The following is a 23,084-nucleotide window of genomic DNA, read 5'->3' as shown; positions in this document are numbered from 1 at the left end:
CCTTATGAGGGAAGCTCGTAAGGTTATTTTTATACCATAGAAAGGAAGTAAGCGATGTCAAATGAAGCAATGACGATTTTACAAAAACAAACGAAGCTTGTAACAGTAAAAGAGGAATGGAGCTATGAATCTGTCACATTGGAAAGGGAAGAACTAGACGAAGCTACTCTTCCTGAAGGAGCCAAAAAACAATTACCAAAACTAGTAATGACCCACTTGTATTTATATGTAGATAATCAAGACAATGAATATGTTGTGTATTTTCTTACTGATGTTACGAGCCAAACCACGTATATCAAAGGTTTATTAAAGAATAATACACGACTCTATTCCAAACTTTTACCAATGAAGGATGGAGCTGAATGACCAAAGAGGAATTTTTAGAATTGATTTGTCACTGTATGATGCAAATAGTAGATGCAATAAGAGAGGGGCGAGAGTAAATGGGTTTATGGATTCGTTTAGCATGCTTAGTCATTACAACAGTTATTACCGAATTAATCACATATCATGGATAGAAAAAGGAGAAGAAAATGATTCAAAAACGAAAGATAACGATTCAATCTGAATCATGGTCGAATACAGAAGGGAATCATCGTTACTTATTAAAAAAAGTGTGGGGTGATGGTCCACTTGCAATGATCGTGACGATTCATCCGACGATGATTGACCCACTTGCTTTAGATATGACCACGATGTTGATCCAAGAACAACTACGTAAGCAGGAATTTTCAGGATTTTTAGCAGTGAATTTATTTTCCTCTACAAAAATTAAAGGAACCGCACAATCTTTAACTGGAGGTAGTGACGATCAAACCTTTGCGGTGATTGAAACATGTCTAGCAGAGAAGCAATTAACGGAGATTATTATTGGTGTGGGTTCTATATTACGTACCAATGAGTTGGCTAAGAAGCAATTAGATATATTCTATGGTCTACTTTCAACGAAGCAGAAAAAACAAGTAAAGGTGTTAGTTGACGATGAAGAACACCCAGCGCATCCATTAGCGCCAAAAATTAGGCATGAATGGCGCTATATTAGCTATGCCCAGTACCGGAAGAAAAACTTAATGACAAAAGAAGTGTAAATGGCATTGTCAAAGGTAGTGACAGGCGTACAGGCAATGTCAAAAAAGAATCGATACACTAAGAATAGATTAAGTTATGAAGAAAGGGTGGAAGTGTGACATGTGGAAAAAGAGATTGAAGGCTTAAATGGAATTTATAAAACCATTGCACAACTGACTTCTTTAGAGGATTGCTTGGTATTGTATCAACATTTTAAGGGGTTAAGTATTAATTTTCCCACAAAGCTAATTGATGGGGCTTATGTGAAGCGATACGTAGAAAAAGAAGTACACAAAGGAAAAGTATTTTCAAAAAAAGAAATCCAGCAATTAGCGATTTCTTTTGATTATTCAGAACGTCAAATCAGACGGTTTCTGAGTGAAGCAGTTAATGAAAATAAATTAGAGGACGAATCATTGCCTTATATAGCGCAGTGGTTACACTCACAAACAAATGGAGGAAATGAACATGGAAAGTAAGCAGATGCATTGTACGAATTGTGGGAAGGAAATGAGCCAAGAAGCGGAAATCTGTACGTCTTGTGGTGTGCGTCAAGGGAAAGTGATTCATTATTGTTATAACTGTGGAAATGAGATCCAACCCAATCAGGAATTATGTCTGGGATGTGGTGTTAATCCTCGAAAAATAAAGCGACAATCCGTAGGAAAAAGTTTAGAGAGTACAGGGACAGGTTCAGTGAATGTTATATTAGCAGCTATTTTAGGATTCTTTATTCCAGGATTGCCGTCCCTATTATGGTATAACCAGAAAACAAAAGGCATTGTGATGATTGTGGCTGCGATACTAGTGACCATACTTCTTCCTTTACTTGGGTTGATTGTTATAATTGTTGGTGCCGTAGATGCCTATCAACTAGGACAACGTGTAAATAATGGTGAAACACTAGATGAATGGACGTTTTTCTGGTCTAAGTAAACAAAATAAAAGGACGAGCAGACATTCAAATGTTTCTCGTCTTTCACTTTATTAGGAGGGATACATATGAAAAATTGGGTTAAGGGATTCATCATTTTAGGCTGTATGGTTAGCTTAGCCGCTTGTTCTACACAATCAAAAGAAGAAAAAAAAGTAAATGAAACGCAAGCTTCTTCTTCAATATCGAGTCAAGAAAAACAACGAAAGGAAGATGCTCCAGAAGTAAATCAATCAAAAGATGCTTCTTATTTTGAGGTGGATAGTAGTCGCCAATCCGCATTAGAAGATCGAATAGAGCGGAAATATAAAAAAGCATACGGACTTGGTTATGAAGGAAATCCCACAACAAAGCAAGTAACAGAGCTGAAAACGTTAGAAGATATTCAACAATTTTTACAAGAAAAGTACGAAATGAGCTTTCCGAATAATCAAACAAAAACAGGGGAGTATTATTTTGCGTTTAACCTAGATTATTTATATGGGTTAGTAATGGATGATGATTATTTTAGTTTGTATACAGAGGTATATGAAAAAGGGGAAGTAGAAGGCTACCAAGAACAAGTCATTGCGTTAAATCAGGCAGCGTTTCGTCTATTGAATCATTTAGACATAGACCACTATTTCCGTTTAGTGATAGAAGCAGATGAGCAAAGCGAGTCATTTACGGAACAACAAATTACAGATACCTTAAAAACAATAAAACAAAAACTGGTGGATAGAGAGGAGGTTGTAAAAGAGGACGCTCGTTATTTAGGTATTGCGTATGATACAAGCAGTCTTCCCTATAAAGAACAAAATCCAACACAATCTATTTATGACCGAGAGAAAATGGGAAGTGATCCGTATTCACAAGTGTTTAGTGATTTAGGTGGTTGGTATCAAATTATGTATGTCTTAACGGATAAAGAGATTACTCAAAGAGGAACAAAGGTAGGGCAAGGTAAAAATCTGTATGAGGGCTTCTTAAAGTAACAGTGTAGTGTTGTTCGAAAAAGTTGGGATTTTTGGGAATAGAACTAAAGCATTGAATAGACAAGAAAAATGAACAGCTTCTAAATCCCATATTCCCAAAAATAAATTGGGAATGTGGGATTCTTTTTGTCATAAAATTACTTAAAAAAACTACATAGCAAAAGGATATTTTGGGTATTCCCAAATTTCCCAAAAAATAAAATTAACTACTAAAGACAATTGAAATATATTATTATAGTAGTGAGGTGATAAAAAATGAACATCTATGACTATGAAAACAGGACATTAAACCCATTATTTTTAGGAGGAACATACGAGCAAAAAATTAAACAAGATAAACCCAAAGAAACCTATGTACAAAGTATCAATTTACTTTTACTAAGTATAAACAGACTGAAAGAAGACTATGGAAAAGCAATTAACAGCCTGTTACCAAATTTCCAAAAAATCACTGAGAATGTTGAATGTGATGAAGAATTGGGATATCAAAAATGGATAAAAAAGAAACTGGCGGTAAAAACGAAATTTGATAGTGAAGGGATTTCTATAGCCCACAAAGAAAATGACCTAAATCCGCTAGAGAACTTACTAATCATTTTCATTTTTCAAAACTTTCCAAAAGGTCCGAAGCGTTATAAAAAGCAATTGAAAAAATTTTCTCTCTCACCTATGGAGAGTGCAAAAGAATTAGTTTCAGGCATAAGAACGAAAACCAAACAAACTAATTCAGAATATACATCACTTGTTACACAATACGGAGTGAACTACATATACTGCTATATGGGCATGCAGGTACTTTTCCTCAGTGCATATAATGAAGAATTTTATAAGTTAATGGTAGAACTATTTCAAAATAATCTTAACGAACGACTTGAGTTATACAAAAAACAAGAGAAACTAGACAAGTGTACGGATGAAGAGGTATTGAAAAAATTTATGAAGGATACTTATACAAATGGTTCTTCTTTCTATGAATTTGAGGTGTACAAGCCTTTTATTGATGCAATAAGAAGTACTGATGCTAAAAAGTTCACCCCGAGGAATCCATATTTTACGGATGAAACAGGTAAAGCAGTACCTGAAACCTATACTGTTTTATTCAATAGAGATACAAAGTGGTGGCTACGTGACTATCTAATTATAAAAGAGTTCATTACAGACGAAAAAATAAGTCTTCAATCAATTGACCAGTATGAGTTATTTGTTCTGTTGGATACTATAGTTGCAGAAGTATTTTTTCCTGGGATGGAAATATTGTCTGAGCGCTACTTTACTGAACAACATGAATTTAGACAAACCATTTATGGCGTAAATCACTATTTAACATCTGGTTATGGGCGACTCTCGCTTTTATTAACTTGTTCGGATAATAGTAAATATGGAGAGGACTATTGGTTTTAAAAATTATTAAATAGAGAAGAGACAGAATTTTACTGTCTCTTTTTTTGTTGCCTTTATCATAAAATTCAGAGAATGAATACTCATAGTACAGTTTTTTTAGTAGAAAAGGGGGAATTTTTAGCGAAAGTTGCTGCTTTTTTACCACGTTTTTTCTTTCTCGAAATCATCGTAAGATAAGAATGTAATTACAACAAACAAAACAAAAGGATTTACCGGTGAATCCAATATTAAATTATTGGAGGAAAAAACAATGCTAAAAAAAGAAAAAATTATATTAACAAACGCAAACGAAGAAGTTACAAAAGAAGTATTTGACGAAAGACTTTGGCCAGAGATGAAAAAGACTGCGAACTACTTTCGTGAGAAGGGCGTTACACATTTTAATTTGCGCTGTTTTAGTGTGAAACCAACGAAAACAATCGTTCTACCTATTGAAGAAAGTGATCAGCAAAAAATGTATGACTGGATAGTAAGCAATAAACTTTGGAATCAAACGATTCACACAACAATGAATCCACCAAAAAAAGAGTCAGTTGCTAAGAGTTCACTTAGGTCGAACGATATTGCAAGCTTTGATCGTCTACTTATAGATATTGATACAGAGCGTCCTAAGGGCACAAGCGCTAACGACGAAAAAGTAGCTGCGGCTGAAAAGGAGATGGAAAACATTGGTCAGCTTTTACAAGAAATGGGCATTGGAAATTACATGACAGCTTCTTCTGGTAATGGCAGACATATAGTTCTTGAAGGGAATTTCAGTGAGTATTCATCAGAATTTCCCAAACAAATTTTACAAGCACTAGCTAATAAATTTGATACTGAACAGGCAAAAGTTGATCAAGTGACACATGATATTGCTAGGGTAACAAAACTATATGGCTGTATGGCGACAAAAGGAAAATCTACAGAAGAAATGCCACATCGTCAAAGCTATATTGAAACTATCTATAAAGATGATACGCCCAATGATCTTTCAAAATTATATAATTGGGTGAATTCTATACTAATGGAAAAAAGCACTACAATTGTGAAAAATAATCCACAGTCTGAGGTGAAGTTAAAATCAAACTGGATAAAAGCGGATGCTAGAGCATGGGCAGATTATTATAAACTAAAATATAAAGTGAAAAATGGTGAAAAAGAAGGGACTGAATTATTGGCGTTTGACGTCTGCCCAGTAAAAGATCATACCAATAACACTTATGGGTTTTCTCTTATTCAGAATGGCGAGTTTGTTCAAGCGAAGTGCCTACATGAAAGTCATAAGGATTTAACTATAGAAGACTTCATCAAGAAATATCCATTACCATCTGAAGCTAAGATAGTCCCTAAAGCAGTAGAACATGAAGCCTTGTTAAATGGCCAACAATACGATTTCTTTCCTTTTCTACTAAGTAACGACGGTCTGACATGGAAAAAAGAAGAGAAAAAAATAACGATTGCTTCTGCGATTTACATTAGCAGTATCCGGAAATCTTTGGAAACAGGACTAGTTGAGTATGAAATTAAGTATAAAAGTAATGGCTACTGGGAAGAAACATGGGTAAGTGGCGACTTTCTTCAAGTTGGAATGCTGAAAAAAATGTCACGATTTGGGCTTGAAAGCAAAGCAAATTTTGAGCCACAGGTTATTGATTTCTTAGTAACGCAAAAACAAACAGTTCCAGTTCATTACTTGCATAGCACTATCGGTTGGAGATTTCAGCCTGAGTCAGAGCCGGTATTTCATTTATATAAGGCTTTTGGAAATAATGCTGATACAAGAGATAGCCATCTAGCAAAAGATGATGGAGGTTCCTTTGATCTGAAACCGATTGGAAAATATGAAGTATGGTTGGGAATGGTAAAGAATGAAGTAGTGGGGACGTATATGGAAATGATGCTGGCTGTTGGCTTTGCCAGTACGGTTTTCGCTTATTTGAAGGGCACAAATTACCCTGATTTAACAGCTCCAGTTATTAATTTGTCCAATAAAACGTCAACAGGTAAGTCAACGGCACAACTTTTTGGAGTGTCCATGTTCGCTTCACCATCAAGTGCAATGGATTCAATGAACGCAACCTTGAATAGTATTATTGCAACGCTATCGGACAATCATGGAGTCCCTTACGCACTAGATGAATTAGCTGCCAATACTACTATGGATATTACTCAGCTTGTTTATATTGTTAGTACAGGAAAGGATAGAAAACGCATGACTCAGAAGGGAAAGTTACGTGCTCAAAAAACATTTTCAACGATAGTGATCCTAAGTTCGGAAAACCCGCTTTCGGTTTTTATGAAAAATGAAACAGGCATTCGGCCTAGACTAATAGACATTCATGGAAAAATTTGGACCAAAAACGCCACATCAGCCGAACGGATCAAAGAAGTATCAACGTACAATCATGGTCAAGCCGCCAATAAATTTATTGAACAGCTATTTAGAGAAGGGCATGAGCTTATTATTGATGTATTTGAACAAGAGAAAGCGCTGATATTACAAGAACTACCCGAAAGTGCAGTCAAAGGGAGAGTAGCCAATAACTATGCCTTAATTACCACAGCAGCTCAGATGGTTATTAAGTTGCTCGACATCCCATTACGTTATGATTTTATCAAAGATGAATTAATAGCTATCGAAAAAAGTGCTATCGAGAACCAAGAACTTGAAGAGCAAAGTATTGAAGAAAAAGTGTTGGAATGGGCTGTATCTAATGGACATCATTTTGTACAATTTTCGAATGCAAAAAAGACAACCCTAAACCCATATGGCTATACCCAACTGAAGGTAGAATTTGTCCAAGTAAATATCTTGAAAAATAAATTTGAAGAAATTGTAAAAGTGTTGGCAAAAGTCGAAAACCCAAAACGGGTGATTAAAGAGTTGATTGAAAAAAAAGTCATTTTTAAAGAAGGGGATAGAAGTCAAAAAAGGATTAGCGTGAAAAATAAACGGCTTTCAACCTATGAATTACACTTAGATTTAGAGTATAGTCCTTATTTTAGCTATTCTTTACCGAGAGGAGCGACACAAGCACCAGAGACTCATTGTGAGGAGGAGCAAGTAGAAACGCCTAATCAGACTGTTGAACAACCGATGACTGACCGAATGGAAGTTGATGACATTGATTTAGAATTTTAGTAAGACTAAAGTTATAAAAAAGAATCTGGAGCTACTCGTTTTACTAGTAAGCTCCAGCCTAAGAAAAGGAGATAACTGACCAATGAAAAAACTATAAAAAACGCAACAACTATACAATTTTTGTGTATGGAATTATGGCACGCAAATTTTTACTACAAGAGATCTATATAAAAATGCTCATCTGTTCGGCACAAAAGAAGCAAGTATTGGTGGTATGTTGCAACTACTAAAGAAGCGAGAGAAACTAAGAACAATTCATGCCCCACATTATATTCGTGGTAGTCTAAAAAATAAGCAATGGCAAGTTATTTCGCCTGATGCATCAAACGAAATGTAAGAAATACAAACGGTTTCGAAAAGAAATCAGATTTAAAAATAAGGGTCAAATTCTGTCCGACTTCACAAATCAGCATAGAATAAAAATAACAATTAAACGAAGAGAAAGAAGGAATTTTAGATGAACAATAGAAATAAAGAAGAAGTGTTTTATAATCGAGATACATTTATTGATATACAAGGAACTAGTGGACTCAATCATTTTGCACATTACAGTGAAATTACAAATGTAGAGTTTGTTAAAGGTAGAAATAGAATTGGTCAAATCGTGTCCCTGATCATTCTTACATTAGAAGTAACAGACCCTTCAGGTGCCCCAGGTGATTATCAGATTGATCATGTGATTGAAGTCCAGCACAAAGAAGAAGGAGCATTTTGGAGCTTTATAGAGGCATTGAATGTATCGAATATTCCTGCGCTGAATCGATTAGGGGAATTGTTACCTGAGAAGATATACCAAACGTGGCAACAAAATGCGAGCTCTTCAGAAAATGGCTTTGACTACTTTGAAGATAAAAAGCTAAGACCCTTGTTTAACCAGCTAAAGAAAGTTTTACTGCATAAACAAACGTTAATTAATGCTCGATCAGTTTACGACAGCATATCGCATAAACAAGTATTTTTCGTAGAAGAACTGGAATTTTGTAAGTGGTACAGTTAAAAAAGCTGACCCTTAAATCAGAATAAAAATAAGGAGGCAAGAACCATGAATGATAATCTGACCATTTTTTCGAAACAATTAGCTTGTTCTTTATTACCTTATATATACCATCATGATCCGGAAATTGATGAAAAAGATAACAATCAATGATTTTTTAACTATGAGAAAGCATACCTGCAAAATACGGTATGCTTTCTCATTAAGGAGTGATTATGGTGAACGTTTATTCGTATGCTCGGACTTCTGTAGATGATGGAAGGAAAGTAAGCGTTGATGCGCAATTAACAAAAATTGAAACGTATGCATCTAAACAGGAAGATAGTATGCCCTTTGTCTACGTCGATAAAGGATTTTCAGGTGGGACAGAAAACAGACCGGATTTTCAGCGATTAAAAGAAACGATTGTACAAAATAATTCAGTAGGAATTCTTTATGTTTGGCGGTATGATCGAATCGCAAGAAATACAAAAAATCTTTTGGAGTTTCTTGAATTTTGTGAGCATCATCATGTTCAAGTTCATTCAGTGACAGAACCTTTGCCAAATGGCGTAGGAACGAGTATTGCCACACAAAAAATGTTTGTACAAATCTTAGGGATTTTAGGGGAAATGCAGCGGAACGTGACCATTGAGAATGTAAATGCAACATTAGCTTATAAAAAAACAAAGAAGCAATATTTAGGTTCGTCTGTTCCAATAGGTTACGTATTAGAAAATGGAAACGTCAGTAAAAATCCAGAGACAGCGCCAATCATAAAAAGGATATTTGAGTTATACGTGACTGAAAAATATGGTTACAAGAGTCTTGTGAAACAGTTAAGCAAAGAAGGCTATCTGTATAAAGGGAAGCCGTTAGCTATCCATCGTATTCCTGTTATTTTAGGGAATTCTCTTTATTATGGGTGGATCAAAGGAGGAAACTTAGGTGGTTACTATGGAAATTTCCAACCGATTATTTCTGAATCATTGTTTCATAAAGTACAAGAAATACGGGAACAACGACATTGTAAGAAAAAGAATGGACGAGTGTATCCTTTACGACAGAAAATTAGTTGTCCATATTGTGGTTGGTTTCTTAGTCCAAAAAGGATAAGCCATAAACAAACAGGTAAAGAACACCATTATTATCATTGTGCGAATCGGCAATGTGAAGGAGTAACTGTTTCTGCGTCTAAGATAGAATCTCAAGTCATGAAGCATATAAAAGTGTTTTTAAGCAAGAAAGAATTGTTAGATGGGCTAACAACAGCGGTTCAAGAAGAGTTAATGAGCATTCAACGCAACAACCAACAATACAAGAAAAAAATTGACCAACAGCGAACGAACTTATTCGAAGCTTTTGAGAAAGATCAACTATCTACCAATGAGTTTAAAAAGCAACTAGAACAATTGAATAAGAATAACGCACGAAATCCACATCCAAAGCTATCAAAAGCTGTTTGCCAACAGAAGCTAACTGCTTTATTACAGCTAACTCAACAGCCAATAAAAGACGTGTTATGGGCTCAACTGAAAGAAATTCGACTAACAAAGAAGAGAGACATCACTGAAATTTACTTAAAAAATATCAATCAAAATATTTTACAGTGGGAAGGAAGAAATCAGAATGGAAAAACCAATTAAGAAAAACCGTCTGGCCTTGTATTTGCGTGTCAGTACGACCGAACAAGCGCAAGAGGGGTATAGTATTCAAGCACAGGAACAAAATGGACGGGATTATGCTAAACGAATAGGCTATGAGGTAACAGAGGTTTATGCGGATGAAGGGGAAAGTGGTAAAAGCACAAAGAACCGTTTGGCGTATCAACGAATGATGGCGGATGTACAAGCAGAAAAATTTGATCTGTTAGTCATTTGGAAACTAAGCCGACTTGGACGAAATATGTTGGATATTTTAAAAACAGTAGACGTGCTTTTAGAACACAATGCCGGTTTGTACTCTATCTCAGAACAATTTGACGTAACGACCTCTAGTGGGAAGTTGATGTTGCAGCTTCTTGGCAGCTTTAGTGAATTTGAACGAAATCAAATTTCAGAAAATGTTCAAATGGCCATGACCTCATTGGTACGAGATCAAAAGCGCTATGCAGGGGGACGAAGGCTTGGTTATGTTAGTGGTGTTGATAATGATGGAAAAAAACAATTACTCATTGAACCCAAAGAAGCGGAACTAGTTCAGTTGATTTATTCAAAATACTTGAGTGGGCAAGGGTATCGTTCAATTGCGAATGAATTAAATAAAAGAGGCTATCAAACAGTGAAAGGCAATTCTTTTTCAACCACTGCCATTAAAGATATTTTGCATAATAAAATCTATGCTGGGTACTTAGAATATGCCCGTTACGTTGATTGGGATACGAAACGAAGAAAGGGGAAAAATCTCCACCCGATTATTGTAAAAGGAGACCATGAACCAATTATTGATGAACATACCTATCAGGCGGTTCAGGAGCGTTTAGACTTGGAGAGCAGACACCCCAATTGGAATCATGCAGGTGAAAATGTATTGACAGGATTGCTTCGATGTCCAGAATGTGGAGCACCAATGGCAGCAAGTAATGTGACTAATACACTAAAGGATGGGACCAAAAAACGTATTCGGTATTATTCCTGTTCTCAATTTCGAAATAAAGGAGCAAGTGTATGTCATGCGAACTCAATCCGAGCAGACCAAGCGGAACAGTTTGTGGCTGCAAGGCTGAAGGAAATCGTTCAACATCCACAAATCATAAAAGAAGTCATTCAAGCACTTAATCAGGAAATGGAGGAGCAGCGCCCCCCATTGTCGCAAGAGCTAAAGGTTATACAGACCGAAAAACAAGAAATAACTGCCCAAATTGAGAAATTGACGTTATTGTCAGAAGAAGACCCAGAATTGTTAGACTCATTAAAAGAACGTTTAGAAGAAAAGCATACATTACGACGAGAAAAACAGATTCGAGAAAATGAACTCTTAACCATTTTAAGTTATCAAGGCAAGAAAATAGAGGTAGGCAACGTGACTGACATTGTGATTGGCATTGATAAACTAGTAAGCAATCAAGAAAAGCAACAGATAAAACAGCTATACAGAACGTTTATTCAAAAGATTACCTTTACGCCAGATACTAAAGACCACTTACAATTGACGATGTATTTTGACCAATCCATCATTGATCAACTTAACAAGCACTATAGAGAAACCGTATCCCATTCAGAGGATACGGTTCTTTTTGTCTTAACAACACCGTTCCGATTCACTGTATAGGAGCAATGATGAATCGCATCAAATGTGATCGACCACGTAACAATTCCCTAGCGATTAATGATCGCTAGGGGAACTGTTAGGGAGGTGCGTAACTTTATTTAACAATTTCTTTTAAAATGAAATTTTAAGATTTTTTGATTCTATTTTTTATTCATGAATAATGTATACGAAGATAAACAAGTAAAATATTCTTTTACTATTTTAATAATTGAATTACTGATAATATTATATCTTTTTTACGGTTGAAATAAGATAAGTGGATACAAATTTATTACGGATGGATAATAATTGTATGATGATTTTTGGATAATAAAACGACACTCTATAAACTGAAAATAGTCTATTTTATAACATTTAAGGGAAAAATAAGACTTTATGAAATGAGAATTCTCGGGACTTCTTATCTAAGTCTAATCTAATTGAGTGCACGAAACGTGGAAAATATCAAAATAGCTGCTAAAAATCTCTAATCGATTGGCTTTATCAGGATGAAATATTGTATAATATAGAGATATAGTACTATCTTGAAAAGGTATAATAAAAAAACAGCTACAGGGATTATTACAGATGGCTTTAAACTGGATACTAGGATAGAAAAATAAGAATATTGTACTGTTGATTTAAAGATAATTGAAAATCTGCAAACCTATCTAGAATTGCTTATAATCAATATATAAAAATTGGAGGAATACAAATGTCAAGTACAGCTCAACGTGCTGCGTTACAATCTCAAATCTGGAAAATCGCCAATGATGTCCGTGGTTCTGTGGATGGATGGGATTTTAAACAATATGTTTTAGGGACGCTATTTTATCGTTTTATTAGTGAGAATTTTTCTAACTATATTGAGGCGGGAGATGAAAGTGTCTTATATGCAGATATTCCTGATGATATTATAACTAGAGAAATCAAAGAGGATGCTATAAAAACAAAAGGCTATTTCATATATCCGAGTCAGCTATTTACTAATATTGCGGAAAATGCTAACACAAACGAAAGTCTGAATACAGATTTAGCTACTATATTTTCTGCTATTGAAAGTTCAGCAATTGGATATCCGTCTGAACTAGATATTAAAGGATTATTTGCTGATTTCGACACCACAAGTAATAGGTTAGGAAACACTGTAAAGGAGAAAAACAGTCATTTAGCTGCTGTTATTAAAGGTGTAGCAGGGCTTAACTTTGGTAAATTTGAAGATAATCATATTGACCTTTTTGGTGACGCCTATGAGTTCTTAATTTCTAATTATGCTGCCAATGCAGGAAAATCTGGAGGAGAGTACTTCACACCTCAGAATGTATCAAAACTTCTAGCTCAATTAGCAATACACAAGCAAACAACCATTAATAAGATTTATGATCCTGCAGCGGGCTCGGGTTCACTTTTATTACAAGCAAGGAAACAGTTTGATTCTCATGTTATCGAAGACGGGTTCTATGGACAGGAGATTAACCATACAACTTATAATCTTGCTCGTATGAATATGTTCTTGCACAACATAAACTACGATAAATTTAATATTGCTTTAGGGAATACGCTCTTAGATCCTCACTTTACTGAGGAAAAACCTTTTGATGCAATTGTGTCTAATCCACCATATTCTGTAAATTGGATTGGTAATGATGACCCAACACTTATTAATGATGAAAGATTTGCTCCAGCAGGCGTATTAGCTCCAAAGTCCAAGGCTGATTTTGCTTTTGTACTTCATACTCTAAATTACCTTTCAAGTAAAGGGCGTGCAGCTATCGTCTGTTTTCCAGGTATTTTTTATCGTGGCGGTGCAGAGCAAAAAATAAGAAAGTATCTAATTGATAACAACTTTGTTGAAACGATTATCTCCTTAGCACCTAACCTTTTTTATGGGACTTCAATAGCGGTTAATATTTTAGTTCTTTCTAAGCATAAAACCGATAATAAGACTCAATTTATTGATGCAAGTGGAGTAGATTTCTATAAAAAAGCAACGAATAATAACATACTTACAGATGAACACATTGAGCGCATAATAAAAATATTTGATAATAAAGAAGACGTTGATTATGTTGCAAAAAATGTTCATTATGATGTAATTGTTCAAAATAAATACAATCTATCTGTGAACTCTTATGTAGAAGAAAAGGATTCAAGAGAATTCATTGATATAAATAAGCTGAATGAAGAAATAAGAAAGACTGTAGCCAAGGCAGATAAACTTCGTACTGAAATTGATAAAATTGTCATGATTAACACAAATTATATGGAAAAACTGCTAGATGGGGTTGGAGTTAAGTGGAAGTTACTTGAGGAAGTTGTAGATTATGAACAACCATCAAAATACTTAGTAAAATCCAAAGGCTATAGTGATGACTTTGAAACACCAGTTTTAACAGCGGGAAAAACGTTTATTCTTGGATATACCGATGAAATAGATGGACTCTACGAAGCATCAAAAAATCCAGTAATTATTTTTGATGACTTTACAACAGCAAATAAATGGGTAGATTTTGATTTTAAAGTAAAATCATCAGCTATGAAGATGATTACATCAAAAAATGAATCAGAAACTCTATTAAAATATGTCTATTATTGGTTAAATACTGTGCCTAATGATTTAGCTAAAGGAAATCATAAACGTCAATGGATTAGCAATTTTTCAAATAAATTAATTCCCATACCCTCTATAGAAATACAAGAAGAAATAGTCTTTATTTTGGACACCTTATCAGAGCAGAAAGCAGGACTTAAAGCAGAACTTAAAGCAGAGCTTATATCAAGAGAAAAGCAGTATGGGTATTACCGTAATTTGCTATTTTCATTTTCGAAAAGTGAGGTAAAAGAATAGTATGGGGAAGAGTTTAAACGAAATTGCGCGACAGTTAAAAGATACTGATAAAAAAGTTCAATTGATTTATGCTTTTAATGGGACGGGTAAAACTAGACTTTCACGAGAATTCAAATTTTTAGTGACACAGGAAGTAGATAGTGAAGTGCGTATAGAGGAAATAGTTACTAAAAAAATACTTTATTATAATGCTTTTACTGAAGATTTATTTTATTGGGATAATGATTTAGAAAATGATCTCGAACCTAAACTGAAAATCCAGTCCAACTCATTTACAAAATGGATTTTTGTAGATCAAGGACAAGATAGAAATATTATTTCGAATTTTCAATATTATACTGATGAAAAATTAACACCACATTTTAATGAGGAATATGATATTGAGGATAAAGATGGGAATAAGGTAATAGTGGGTTCTTTCACAGAAATAACTTTCTCATATGAACGTGGTAATGATGAGCATTCAGATAAGATTAAAATTTCAAAAGGAGAAGAGAGTAACTTTATATGGTGTGTTTTTTATTCTCTACTGAAACAAGTTATTGATATATTAAATGTGGCTGAACTAGCTGATAGGGAAACTGATCAATTTGATCAGTTAGAATATGTATTTATAGATGACCCAGTAAGTTCATTAGATGAAAACCACTTAATTGAGTTAGCAGTAGATTTGGCACAATTAATAAAATCTAGTGAATCAAATCTTAAATTTATTATAACTGCACACAATCCTTTATTCTATAATGTTCTACATAATGAGCTTAAGCAGAACAGTTGTAAAAAATATTTTCTAAAAAAAGATAAAAATGCAGAATATGATTTGTTTCTACAAGGAAACGATTCTCCTTTTTCTTATCATCTTTTTTTAAAAAACGAAATTGAAAATGCTATTGAACTAGGTCAGTTAAAAAAATATCATTTTAATTTCTTTAGAAATATTTTGGAGAAAACATCTACATTTTTAGGTTATGACAAGTGGGGAGAATTATTGCCAAAGACAACAGGCGGAACTAATCCTTATGAGGCAAGAATTATTAATATTTCAAGTCATTCAAAACATTCAGGAGAGGAAGTAGCTGAATTATCTGATGATGATAAACGAGTCTTAGGTCATTTAATGGAAGAAATTAAGAGAAATCATCAATTCAAATGAAATAAAGGAAGAGATTTTATATCAAGGAGGGGAATTAATGAGCGACTACGAATCAATTACAGAATCAAATAACTATATAGTTTTGGATAAATATACCAAGATAAATCAACAAGGGACTGATTATCAAACGGAAGCTGATTTAGAACGAGAACTGATCCAAGATTTAGTAAATCAAGGTTATGAGTATCTATCAAGCTTGACCAATACTGAAAAAATGCTTGCTAATGTCAGAGTGCAATTACAAAATCTCAATGATGTGCAATTTTCAGACGTTGAATGGATTAGATTTTGTGAGCAGTATTTAGATAAACCTGGCGATAACCACATTGATAATACTCGTAGAATTCATAACGATTATATTTATGACTTTGTTTTTGATGATGGTCATATTCAAAATATTTATCTAGTAGATAAAAAGAATATTACAAATAATAACGTACAGGTAATTTCTCAATTTGAACAAAAAGGAACGCAAGTCAATAGGTATGATGTTACTATATTAGTCAATGGCTTACCCTTAGTACAAATAGAGATAAAAAAGCGTGGTGTTGCCATTCGTGAAGCTTTTAATCAGGTTCATCGATATAGTAAAGAAAGCTTTAATTCAGAAAACTCTTTGTTTAAATATTTACAGATTTTTGTAATTTCTAATGGGACAGATAGTCGCTATTTTACTAATACGACTAAACGAGAAAAGAACAGTTTTGATTTTACTATGAATTGGGCAAAATCGGATAACACTCTTATTAAAGATTTAAAAGATTTCACTGCTACCTTTTTTCAGAAAAATACTTTATTGAATATACTACTGAGATACTCAGTTTTTGATGTGAGCGATAATTTGCTGATTATGCGTCCTTATCAAATTGCTGCCACGGAAAGAATATTATGGAAAATTGAAAGTTCTTACCTAGCTAAAAATTGGAGAACCATTGAAAGTGGCGGATATATATGGCATACAACGGGTTCGGGAAAAACGCTTACGAGTTTCAAAGCAGCACGTTTGGCTACTGAACTTGATTTTATAGATAAAGTTTTTTTTGTTGTAGATCGGAAAGACCTAGATTTTCAGACAATGAAAGAGTATCAGCGTTTTTCTCCTGATAGTGTTAATGGGTCAGAAAGTACCGCAGGATTAAAGCGCAACATTGAAAAAGACGATAATAAAATTATTGTGACTACGATTCAAAAACTGAATAACCTAATTAAAAGCGAAACAGAGCTACCTATATACAATAAACAAGTGGTATTTATTTTTGATGAAGCTCATCGTTCACAATTTGGTGAAGCACAAAAAAATATTAATAAAAAGTTTAAGAAGTTCTATCAATTCGGATTTACAGGTACGCCTATTTTCCCGGAAAATGCGTTAGGTTCTGAAACGACTGCTTCTGTTTTCGGTCGAGAGTTACATTCCTATGTAATTACTGATGCGATTAGAGATGAGAAAGTCTTAAAGTTCAAAGTAGATTATAATGATGTACGTCCCAAATTCAAAATGATTGAAAAAGAACAGGACGAAAAAAAGCTATCGGCAGCAGAAAATAGAGAGGCTTTAATGCATCCTGAACGAATTAAAGAAATTTCACAATATATTCTTAATAATTTTAAAGTAAAAACCCATCGTTTAAATGCGGGGGAAAAAGGATTTAATGCCATGTTTGCTGTAAGCAGTGTCGATGCAGCCAAACTCTACTATGAATCATTAAATAACTTACAACAGGGAAATAATAATCCTCTTAAGATTGCCACAATCTTTTCCTATGCTGCTAATGAAGAGCAAAATGCTATAGGAGAAATTCTTGACGAAACGTTTGAACCTTCGGCAATGGATAGTAGTGCAAAAGAGTTTTTAAGTTTAGCCATTAAAGACTATAATGTCCTGTTTAAAACCAATTATGGCGTAGAAAGTAAGGAATTTCAAAATTATTATCGAGACCTTGCTAAACGAGTAAAAGGCAAAGAGATTGATTTGTTGATTGTTGTTGGAATGTTTTTAACTGGTTTTGATGCACCTACATTAAATACTTTATTTGTTGATAAAAATCTTAGGTATCATGGTTTAATGCAAGCTTTTTCGAGAACAAATCGTATTTATGATTCAACCAAAACTTTTGGAAATATTGTTACTTTTAGAGATTTAGAGCAAGCAACCATTGACGCTATTACTCTTTTTGGAGATAAAAATACTAAAAACGTTGTGTTGGAGAAAAGTTACAAGGATTATATGGAAGGATTCACTGACTTGGCAACAGGTGAAGCCCGTCGTGGATATGAAGATGTGGTAAAAGAATTAAAGGAACGTTATCCTAATGTTGATGAGATTGTTACTGAAAGGGATAAGAAAGAATTTGCTAAACTTTTTGGAGAATATTTGCGTATTGAAAATATCCTACAGAACTATGATGAATTTTCAGGTTTAAAAGCTTTACAAACAGTAGATCTGACCGACCCTAAAGCTTTAGAAAATTTTAAGTCTACTCACTATGTAACGGATGAAGATATATCTGTTATGGAAAAGACTCAAGTGTTAGAAGAAAGAGCTGTTCAAGATTATCGTTCTTCATATAATGATATTCGTGATTGGCTTCGTCGTGAAAAAACTGGAAAAGAAAAAGGAGATGCCTCTATTGATTGGGATGATGTTGTCTTTGAGGTAGATCTTTTAAAATCCCAAGAGATCAATTTGGATTACATTCTTGAACTTATTTTTGAGCATAATAAAAAGGTAAAAGATAAAGAATTCTTGGTTGAAGAAGTTCGCCGCTTAATTCGCTCTAGTGTAGGAAACCGTGCAAAAGAAAACTTGGTAGTTGATTTTATCAATCAAGCTGATTTAGATAGTATTCAAGATAAAGCAAGTATTATTGATGCCTTTTTCTCATTTGCTCAAACTGAGCAAAAACGTGAAGCAGAAGAATTGATTAATACTGAAAGTCTTAATGAAGAAGCTGCAAAAAGATATATTTTAGCGTCATTAAAAAGAGAATATGCCAGTGAAAATGGAACGGAACTTAATGAAGCTCTTCCTAAAATGAGTCCTCTTAATCCTCAGTATTTAACAAAAAAGCAGAGCGTTTTTCAGAAAATCTCAGTATTTGTAGATAAGTTCAAAGGAGTAGGTGGAAAGATTTAATAAAACTAAAATAAAGGTTAAACACCAGAATATTTTAGTTTCATTGTATCGGAACAAAATTGCAGTAGTGATGATCTAGACTTATTCAGTCTAGATCATCACATTTTTCTTGTTAAGAATATATTGATTATTACGTTTGCAAACCAGTCTTATAAAAAATAATAAAAATGAGTCTTGTATTGTTAATTAATTTTAAATAACAAACTTAAAAAATCTGTATCATGAAGACACACATATAGTAGTTTTGATTATTCGGATTGAAACGATGAAATTATATTTTATTTACAAATAAAAACTTTTGATAAACTAACACATACATTCGAGTTGTAAAAATATGACCTTTTGTGCGTTGGGAGTTGTGAGAAGAAATGTTGATTGTTATAGGCTTCTAAGAATATCATTTACATGTGATACGCAGAACCGTATCATAAGTAGGGATATTTTTAGGAAAGGATGACTAATGGATAAACGGATATACAAGACGATGGAATATATTTCGTTTCACGATATGACTATTACAGATGCTTTATTTCAAAATCATGTACTCATACTTAAGTTTGATGGAGTATATTGCTTTTTAGAAAATAATGATGAGAAGGGTATCTTTGTATCTAACGGTGAACAAAAATTAGTTATAACTGTTAGAAATATTTTGAATTGGCATGACTGGGAGAATGAACTTCAAAGCACTGATGATTTCTCTGTTCTTAATGGTAAAACCTTCTTAGCTTTAAAAATTAAGGAAGAAAAAAAGATCAAACTAATTTACAGTATAGGTGAAATTGAATTAGAGATTATAGAGCTTTTTTCTGAAATACTACTTACGGACCTGTATTGGTATAGAGGATTGGATGGGGAAGAGAGAAAATATATGAATCTGCCAATCTCTTCGTTACCTGTTTCATTTTTTTGAAATTTGGTAAATATGGATGACTATATTTTTTAATAAAGTTAAAAATAGAATCAGCTAATATTAAAATAACCCTTGTATCAAAAAAGATACAAGGGTCGACTTATGAAATAACTAAACAGCTATCTCAGATAATTGTGGTGTAATCAAATTAAACATTAACCCAAATAAAAACTGAAATAGCAACCGCAGTAGCAACTGTAATCATGGCAATCCCTCCTTTCAATAATAGTATATTTCAAACATTTTATATGTAATAATGTGCTATACTTAGACAAAAGGAAGTGAAACTAGAATGAATGTAGAAGAAGCACTTTATTTTTTTAGAAAAAATAGAAATTTAAAGCAAAAAGATATTCTTACCTATACGGATACTTCCGTCTATTCCAAAATTGAGACAGGAAAAAAAGTGTTAAGATTTTCTGAACTAAGAGATATTTTAGAACGCTTCTCTGTTCCACTAGAAGAATTTTCAGAATATTTAGAAGACAGTATGGAACAAAAAAAGTTTCGTAAATTGTTTAGACAATGTGCTAATAATCCTATAGATGAATCCAATAAAAAGAAGTTACTTAACTACTACAACCAATTAACATTTTCTAAGGACATGCATCTTAGGGAAATGGCAAATTTTATCGGGATAAAAACACTGTTCTCCAATTTTTGGAAAGAAATTTCTCCTGTAAGCCAAGAAGAGTTAAATCAAATCTATGAACTTCTAATGGAAAAAGAGTATTTTTTTCAGTATGATTACGCTGTATTATCCAATACAATATTTCTATTTAACAATAAGCAAATCAATCACCTAGCTAAAAAAGCGTTGCCTGTTAAAGATATTGAAGTCAGAAATGTGGAGACAACAGAATTTATTAAAAACATGATAAACAATTTAATCACAACTTTACTACGCAAAAAAGAATATGAGGCAAGTCGTTATTATTTAAGATTAGCCGCTACAAAAGAAGGCAATCTTACGTTTGATTACAAATTAGTTATTCAGTACTTGGATAATTTAACAAGCTATTTAATTACTGGTGACGATTGTTATAAAGAAAATATTTACGACTATATCCACTTATTAACGAAGCTTGGAGAGCAAAATTTTGCGAAAAGTATTGAGCGAGAAGTTCGCTCGATACTTTCAGAAAGCAAAGATGTTCCGATCTTTATTCAAGCGGATATGTAACCTATATTCGGATAAAAAAACCATCAACCATTATTAGCATACCACATTATTTATAGTCTTTTCACTCAAATTGTAAATAATGTTAGTTTTATAGTCATACGCTGTTTTATTTCTCATGAGAAATTACTTTTTACCAAATGGTCTGTATTCTTACTCTTTATTTTGTTAAACTATACTTATTGGAAAATAATAAGAGAGTAAACTAAACGAAGGAGTTCTTCAGTATTAGAAACAAAAAAACGATTCACAACTTGTCAAGGAACTTTACTGAGTGTCTGACAGACGCTTTTCAGCTAAATTTATCAAGTAAAAGCTTGTATTTAATAGGGGGCTACAGACGCTACTGTAGTTAATCGGGATTATGTCTACTAGCTATTTAAATAACGAATGTATTCATTTTGCAAGTATGTTATAGTTTACTTATTAATGATGAGGTGTAAAGGATGACTAAAAGAAAATTTATAGTAATAGTAGTAGGAATAGTTTTAGTTATTATTCTAGGTATCGGAGGAAAAGTGTATATGGATAACAAGCGATTTAAAGATGAGATGTTAAATGTGGTAAATAGTGGTCAGGCAAAACAAGTTTATGAAAAAACATTAAAAAATGCAGATTCAAAAGCTTTAACTTCAGATGGAATAATTAAATCCTATAAAGTAGATTATGATAGTGTGGAACATAATCCTATGGGAGGAATAATGCTTAAATTGATTATCAATGATGATAATCAATTGTATATTCGAGTGACTTTAGATCAAGAAGAAAATGGGAGATTAACTAACAGTTCTGGTGGAGGGTCACTGCCCTTGGAAGATATGTTAGAGAAAGGGAATATGAATAATGACTAATTACTCAGATAAGCAACGAGTTGATATTGCTAAAAATGAATATGATGACTATAAAGAAGGTGAACCTGTATACATTGATGATAGAAATACAAAAATAGGCTATGTATCAAAAGTAGTAAATGATAAAAAAACAGGGGAACAGGCTTTTATTATCACTGACGGCAATCCTAAAATACAAAAACCGTCTGAAGTGAATAACGTAACTGTGCTGTATCAAGGTTCTACAAGTCCAGAGAAAATAGGCAGTCAAGCTGGAGAAGTGAAGCGGGATTGGTGGGATAACAATAAGCAAATCTTAAATAATATTGAGAAAAGTTATAAGAAACCGAATACTATATTCGATCCGACAAAACAAATGAAATCTTCTGCTGAAACGCTGAATAATGCGATGGACAAGTATTCAAATGCTCGTTTTGATGTATATGGTCATTCTCAAGCTTCTTCAAATGCTCAATATGCTTTAGGAGCATTGGATTCACAAGATAAGTTAAACCGAGTGAATGGTGCTTTTCTTTATCAAGGACCGAATGCTTACTGTATGATGACAGAAAAGCAACGAAAACGAGTAGCTCAGTTAAAAGACCGTATCTTTAATTTCGTAGATGAAAAAGATATTGTTCCTATTGGATATAGACATACAGATTGGAATATTAAATTGCGACATGTAGGAATGCTTATTTTTGTTGACTCAAAGAAAAAAGGAATGATTGATCAACATATGTGGGGTGGGTATCAGTTTAAGAACGGAAACCTACAAGTAACGAAAGAATCGTTAAAACAATTCCAACAAGCAAAACATGCGCATAATATGTTGATTATGCGTGATCAGTTGAAGAACTTGGAACAATTAAAGAAGACATTCACGGCGAGTGGTGGTGGGTTGTCATCTAGTGAACAAATTTATTTAGATGATAGTCAAGCCTTAGCGGTTGTGAGTCATGCTTCCTCAGAATTTGAAACTGCGATGTTATCAGTTGTGATGGTGTATCAAACAGGCATACAAAACGCAGAAGAATTATGGACAGAAACGTTAACGGATGCTCGATTGATTGGGACTGATTTATCTGAAGGAGAAATCAAATCTGCCTTAGCAGAAGGTGGTTGTACAGAACAAAGTATTGTGACAGAACCCGTGAATGAGTATAAAGAAAAGATAAATAAAGCCAAAAAAATGGCTGAAAAATTCCAACAATTAGCGCAAGAAATACGAAGTAAAATTAATGAGCTTGTTCAAAGAGACAAAGAACTAGCGAACCAATTAAAAGGGCTTGTTTCATAGA

The 23,084-nt window shown here is 33.5% G+C and carries 17 protein-coding genes and 1 pseudogene; all 18 read left to right on the top strand.

Features of this window, described 5'->3' with window-relative positions; translation table 11 throughout:
* Positions 1-54 precede the first annotated feature (54 nt).
* The 18 genes and pseudogenes from AC4BB5_RS16300 (at position 55) to AC4BB5_RS16215 (ending at position 23,083) form a co-directional block, all read left to right on the top strand.
* Positions 55-366 (top strand): 4'-phosphopantetheinyl transferase, encoded by a 312-nt coding sequence (locus tag AC4BB5_RS16300; protein WP_490457114.1) that lies wholly within the window; start codon positions 55-57, stop codon positions 364-366.
* A gap of 167 nt (positions 367-533) precedes the next feature.
* Positions 534-1,088, top strand: coding sequence for a DUF1643 domain-containing protein (locus AC4BB5_RS16295; protein ID WP_490457113.1), 555 nt, complete (start codon positions 534-536; stop codon positions 1,086-1,088).
* A 102-nt stretch (positions 1,089-1,190) separates the two neighbouring features.
* Complete coding sequence (locus AC4BB5_RS16290; protein WP_490457112.1) at positions 1,191-1,547, top strand: hypothetical protein; 357 nt, start codon at positions 1,191-1,193, stop codon at positions 1,545-1,547.
* On the top strand, positions 1,537-2,004 hold the full coding sequence (locus tag AC4BB5_RS16285) for a zinc ribbon domain-containing protein (protein WP_429953572.1): 468 nt from the start codon (positions 1,537-1,539) through the stop codon (positions 2,002-2,004). The genes AC4BB5_RS16290 and AC4BB5_RS16285 overlap by 11 nt, the downstream gene beginning before the upstream one ends.
* A 66-nt stretch (positions 2,005-2,070) precedes the next feature.
* Positions 2,071-2,976, top strand: a complete 906-nt coding sequence (locus tag AC4BB5_RS16280; RefSeq protein WP_490457111.1) for a hypothetical protein — start codon at positions 2,071-2,073, stop codon at positions 2,974-2,976.
* 255 nt (positions 2,977-3,231) lie between these two features.
* On the top strand, positions 3,232-4,377 hold the full coding sequence (locus tag AC4BB5_RS16275; RefSeq protein WP_490457110.1) for a hypothetical protein: 1,146 nt from the start codon (positions 3,232-3,234) through the stop codon (positions 4,375-4,377).
* A 250-nt stretch (positions 4,378-4,627) separates the two neighbouring features.
* The gene (locus tag AC4BB5_RS16270; RefSeq protein ID WP_490457109.1) at positions 4,628-7,501 is read left to right on the top strand and encodes a DUF927 domain-containing protein; all 2,874 of its coding nucleotides are present in this window, start codon (positions 4,628-4,630) and stop codon (positions 7,499-7,501) included.
* 457 nt (positions 7,502-7,958) lie between these two features.
* On the top strand, positions 7,959-8,498 hold the full coding sequence (locus AC4BB5_RS16265) for a hypothetical protein (protein WP_490457108.1): 540 nt from the start codon (positions 7,959-7,961) through the stop codon (positions 8,496-8,498).
* 212 nt (positions 8,499-8,710) lie between these two features.
* A complete protein-coding gene (locus tag AC4BB5_RS16260) occupies positions 8,711-10,120 on the top strand; it encodes a recombinase family protein (protein ID WP_490457107.1) in 1,410 nt (469 codons plus the stop codon).
* Positions 10,104-11,744 (top strand): recombinase family protein, encoded by a 1,641-nt coding sequence (locus AC4BB5_RS16255; RefSeq protein WP_490457106.1) that lies wholly within the window; start codon positions 10,104-10,106, stop codon positions 11,742-11,744. Before AC4BB5_RS16260 ends, AC4BB5_RS16255 begins: the two co-directional genes overlap by 17 nt.
* Before the next feature lie 694 nt (positions 11,745-12,438).
* A pseudogene (locus AC4BB5_RS16250) lies at positions 12,439-13,968 on the top strand (type I restriction-modification system subunit M); the annotation flags it as partial.
* On the top strand, positions 13,969-14,571 hold the full coding sequence (locus AC4BB5_RS16245) for a restriction endonuclease subunit S (RefSeq protein ID WP_490459086.1): 603 nt from the start codon (positions 13,969-13,971) through the stop codon (positions 14,569-14,571). It abuts the pseudogene before it with no gap.
* 1 nt (position 14,572) lies between these two features.
* A complete protein-coding gene (locus AC4BB5_RS16240; protein WP_490457105.1) occupies positions 14,573-15,724 on the top strand; it encodes an AAA family ATPase in 1,152 nt (383 codons plus the stop codon).
* Between the two features lie 37 nt (positions 15,725-15,761).
* Complete coding sequence (locus AC4BB5_RS16235) at positions 15,762-18,860, top strand: HsdR family type I site-specific deoxyribonuclease (protein WP_490457104.1); 3,099 nt, start codon at positions 15,762-15,764, stop codon at positions 18,858-18,860.
* 460 nt (positions 18,861-19,320) lie between these two features.
* Positions 19,321-19,773: a hypothetical protein gene (locus tag AC4BB5_RS16230; RefSeq protein WP_490457103.1), complete on the top strand. Its 453-nt coding sequence runs from the start codon at positions 19,321-19,323 to the stop codon at positions 19,771-19,773.
* Positions 19,774-20,065: 292 nt separating this feature from the next.
* Positions 20,066-20,956, top strand: coding sequence for a helix-turn-helix domain-containing protein (locus tag AC4BB5_RS16225; RefSeq protein ID WP_490457102.1), 891 nt, complete (start codon positions 20,066-20,068; stop codon positions 20,954-20,956).
* Between the two features lie 443 nt (positions 20,957-21,399).
* On the top strand, positions 21,400-21,804 hold the full coding sequence (locus AC4BB5_RS16220) for a DUF1310 family protein (RefSeq protein ID WP_490457101.1): 405 nt from the start codon (positions 21,400-21,402) through the stop codon (positions 21,802-21,804).
* On the top strand, positions 21,797-23,083 hold the full coding sequence (locus AC4BB5_RS16215) for a hypothetical protein (protein WP_490457100.1): 1,287 nt from the start codon (positions 21,797-21,799) through the stop codon (positions 23,081-23,083). The genes AC4BB5_RS16220 and AC4BB5_RS16215 overlap by 8 nt, the downstream gene beginning before the upstream one ends.
* The last annotated feature ends 1 nt before the right edge of the window (position 23,084 follow it).

The organism is Enterococcus sp. AMC1252 (genome assembly GCF_058216515.1).
This window is presented reverse-complemented; position numbering and strand designations above follow the sequence as displayed.

What these genes read in the sequence shown, in the direction of transcription:
- AC4BB5_RS16300 (WP_490457114.1), top strand. Translation starts at nt 55, where the DNA reads ATGTCAAATGAAGCAATGACGATTTTACAAAAACAAACGAAGCTTGTA.
- AC4BB5_RS16295 (WP_490457113.1), top strand. Translation starts at nt 534, where the DNA reads ATGATTCAAAAACGAAAGATAACGATTCAATCTGAATCATGGTCGAAT.
- AC4BB5_RS16285 (WP_429953572.1), top strand. Translation starts at nt 1,537, where the DNA reads ATGGAAAGTAAGCAGATGCATTGTACGAATTGTGGGAAGGAAATGAGC.
- AC4BB5_RS16280 (WP_490457111.1), top strand. Translation starts at nt 2,071, where the DNA reads ATGAAAAATTGGGTTAAGGGATTCATCATTTTAGGCTGTATGGTTAGC.
- AC4BB5_RS16275 (WP_490457110.1), top strand. Translation starts at nt 3,232, where the DNA reads ATGAACATCTATGACTATGAAAACAGGACATTAAACCCATTATTTTTA.
- AC4BB5_RS16270 (WP_490457109.1), top strand. Translation starts at nt 4,628, where the DNA reads ATGCTAAAAAAAGAAAAAATTATATTAACAAACGCAAACGAAGAAGTT.
- AC4BB5_RS16265 (WP_490457108.1), top strand. Translation starts at nt 7,959, where the DNA reads ATGAACAATAGAAATAAAGAAGAAGTGTTTTATAATCGAGATACATTT.
- AC4BB5_RS16260 (WP_490457107.1), top strand. Translation starts at nt 8,711, where the DNA reads ATGGTGAACGTTTATTCGTATGCTCGGACTTCTGTAGATGATGGAAGG.
- AC4BB5_RS16255 (WP_490457106.1), top strand. Translation starts at nt 10,104, where the DNA reads ATGGAAAAACCAATTAAGAAAAACCGTCTGGCCTTGTATTTGCGTGTC.
- AC4BB5_RS16245 (WP_490459086.1), top strand. Translation starts at nt 13,969, where the DNA reads ATGATTAACACAAATTATATGGAAAAACTGCTAGATGGGGTTGGAGTT.
- AC4BB5_RS16240 (WP_490457105.1), top strand. Translation starts at nt 14,573, where the DNA reads ATGGGGAAGAGTTTAAACGAAATTGCGCGACAGTTAAAAGATACTGAT.
- AC4BB5_RS16235 (WP_490457104.1), top strand. Translation starts at nt 15,762, where the DNA reads ATGAGCGACTACGAATCAATTACAGAATCAAATAACTATATAGTTTTG.
- AC4BB5_RS16230 (WP_490457103.1), top strand. Translation starts at nt 19,321, where the DNA reads ATGGATAAACGGATATACAAGACGATGGAATATATTTCGTTTCACGAT.
- AC4BB5_RS16225 (WP_490457102.1), top strand. Translation starts at nt 20,066, where the DNA reads ATGAATGTAGAAGAAGCACTTTATTTTTTTAGAAAAAATAGAAATTTA.
- AC4BB5_RS16220 (WP_490457101.1), top strand. Translation starts at nt 21,400, where the DNA reads ATGACTAAAAGAAAATTTATAGTAATAGTAGTAGGAATAGTTTTAGTT.
- AC4BB5_RS16215 (WP_490457100.1), top strand. Translation starts at nt 21,797, where the DNA reads ATGACTAATTACTCAGATAAGCAACGAGTTGATATTGCTAAAAATGAA.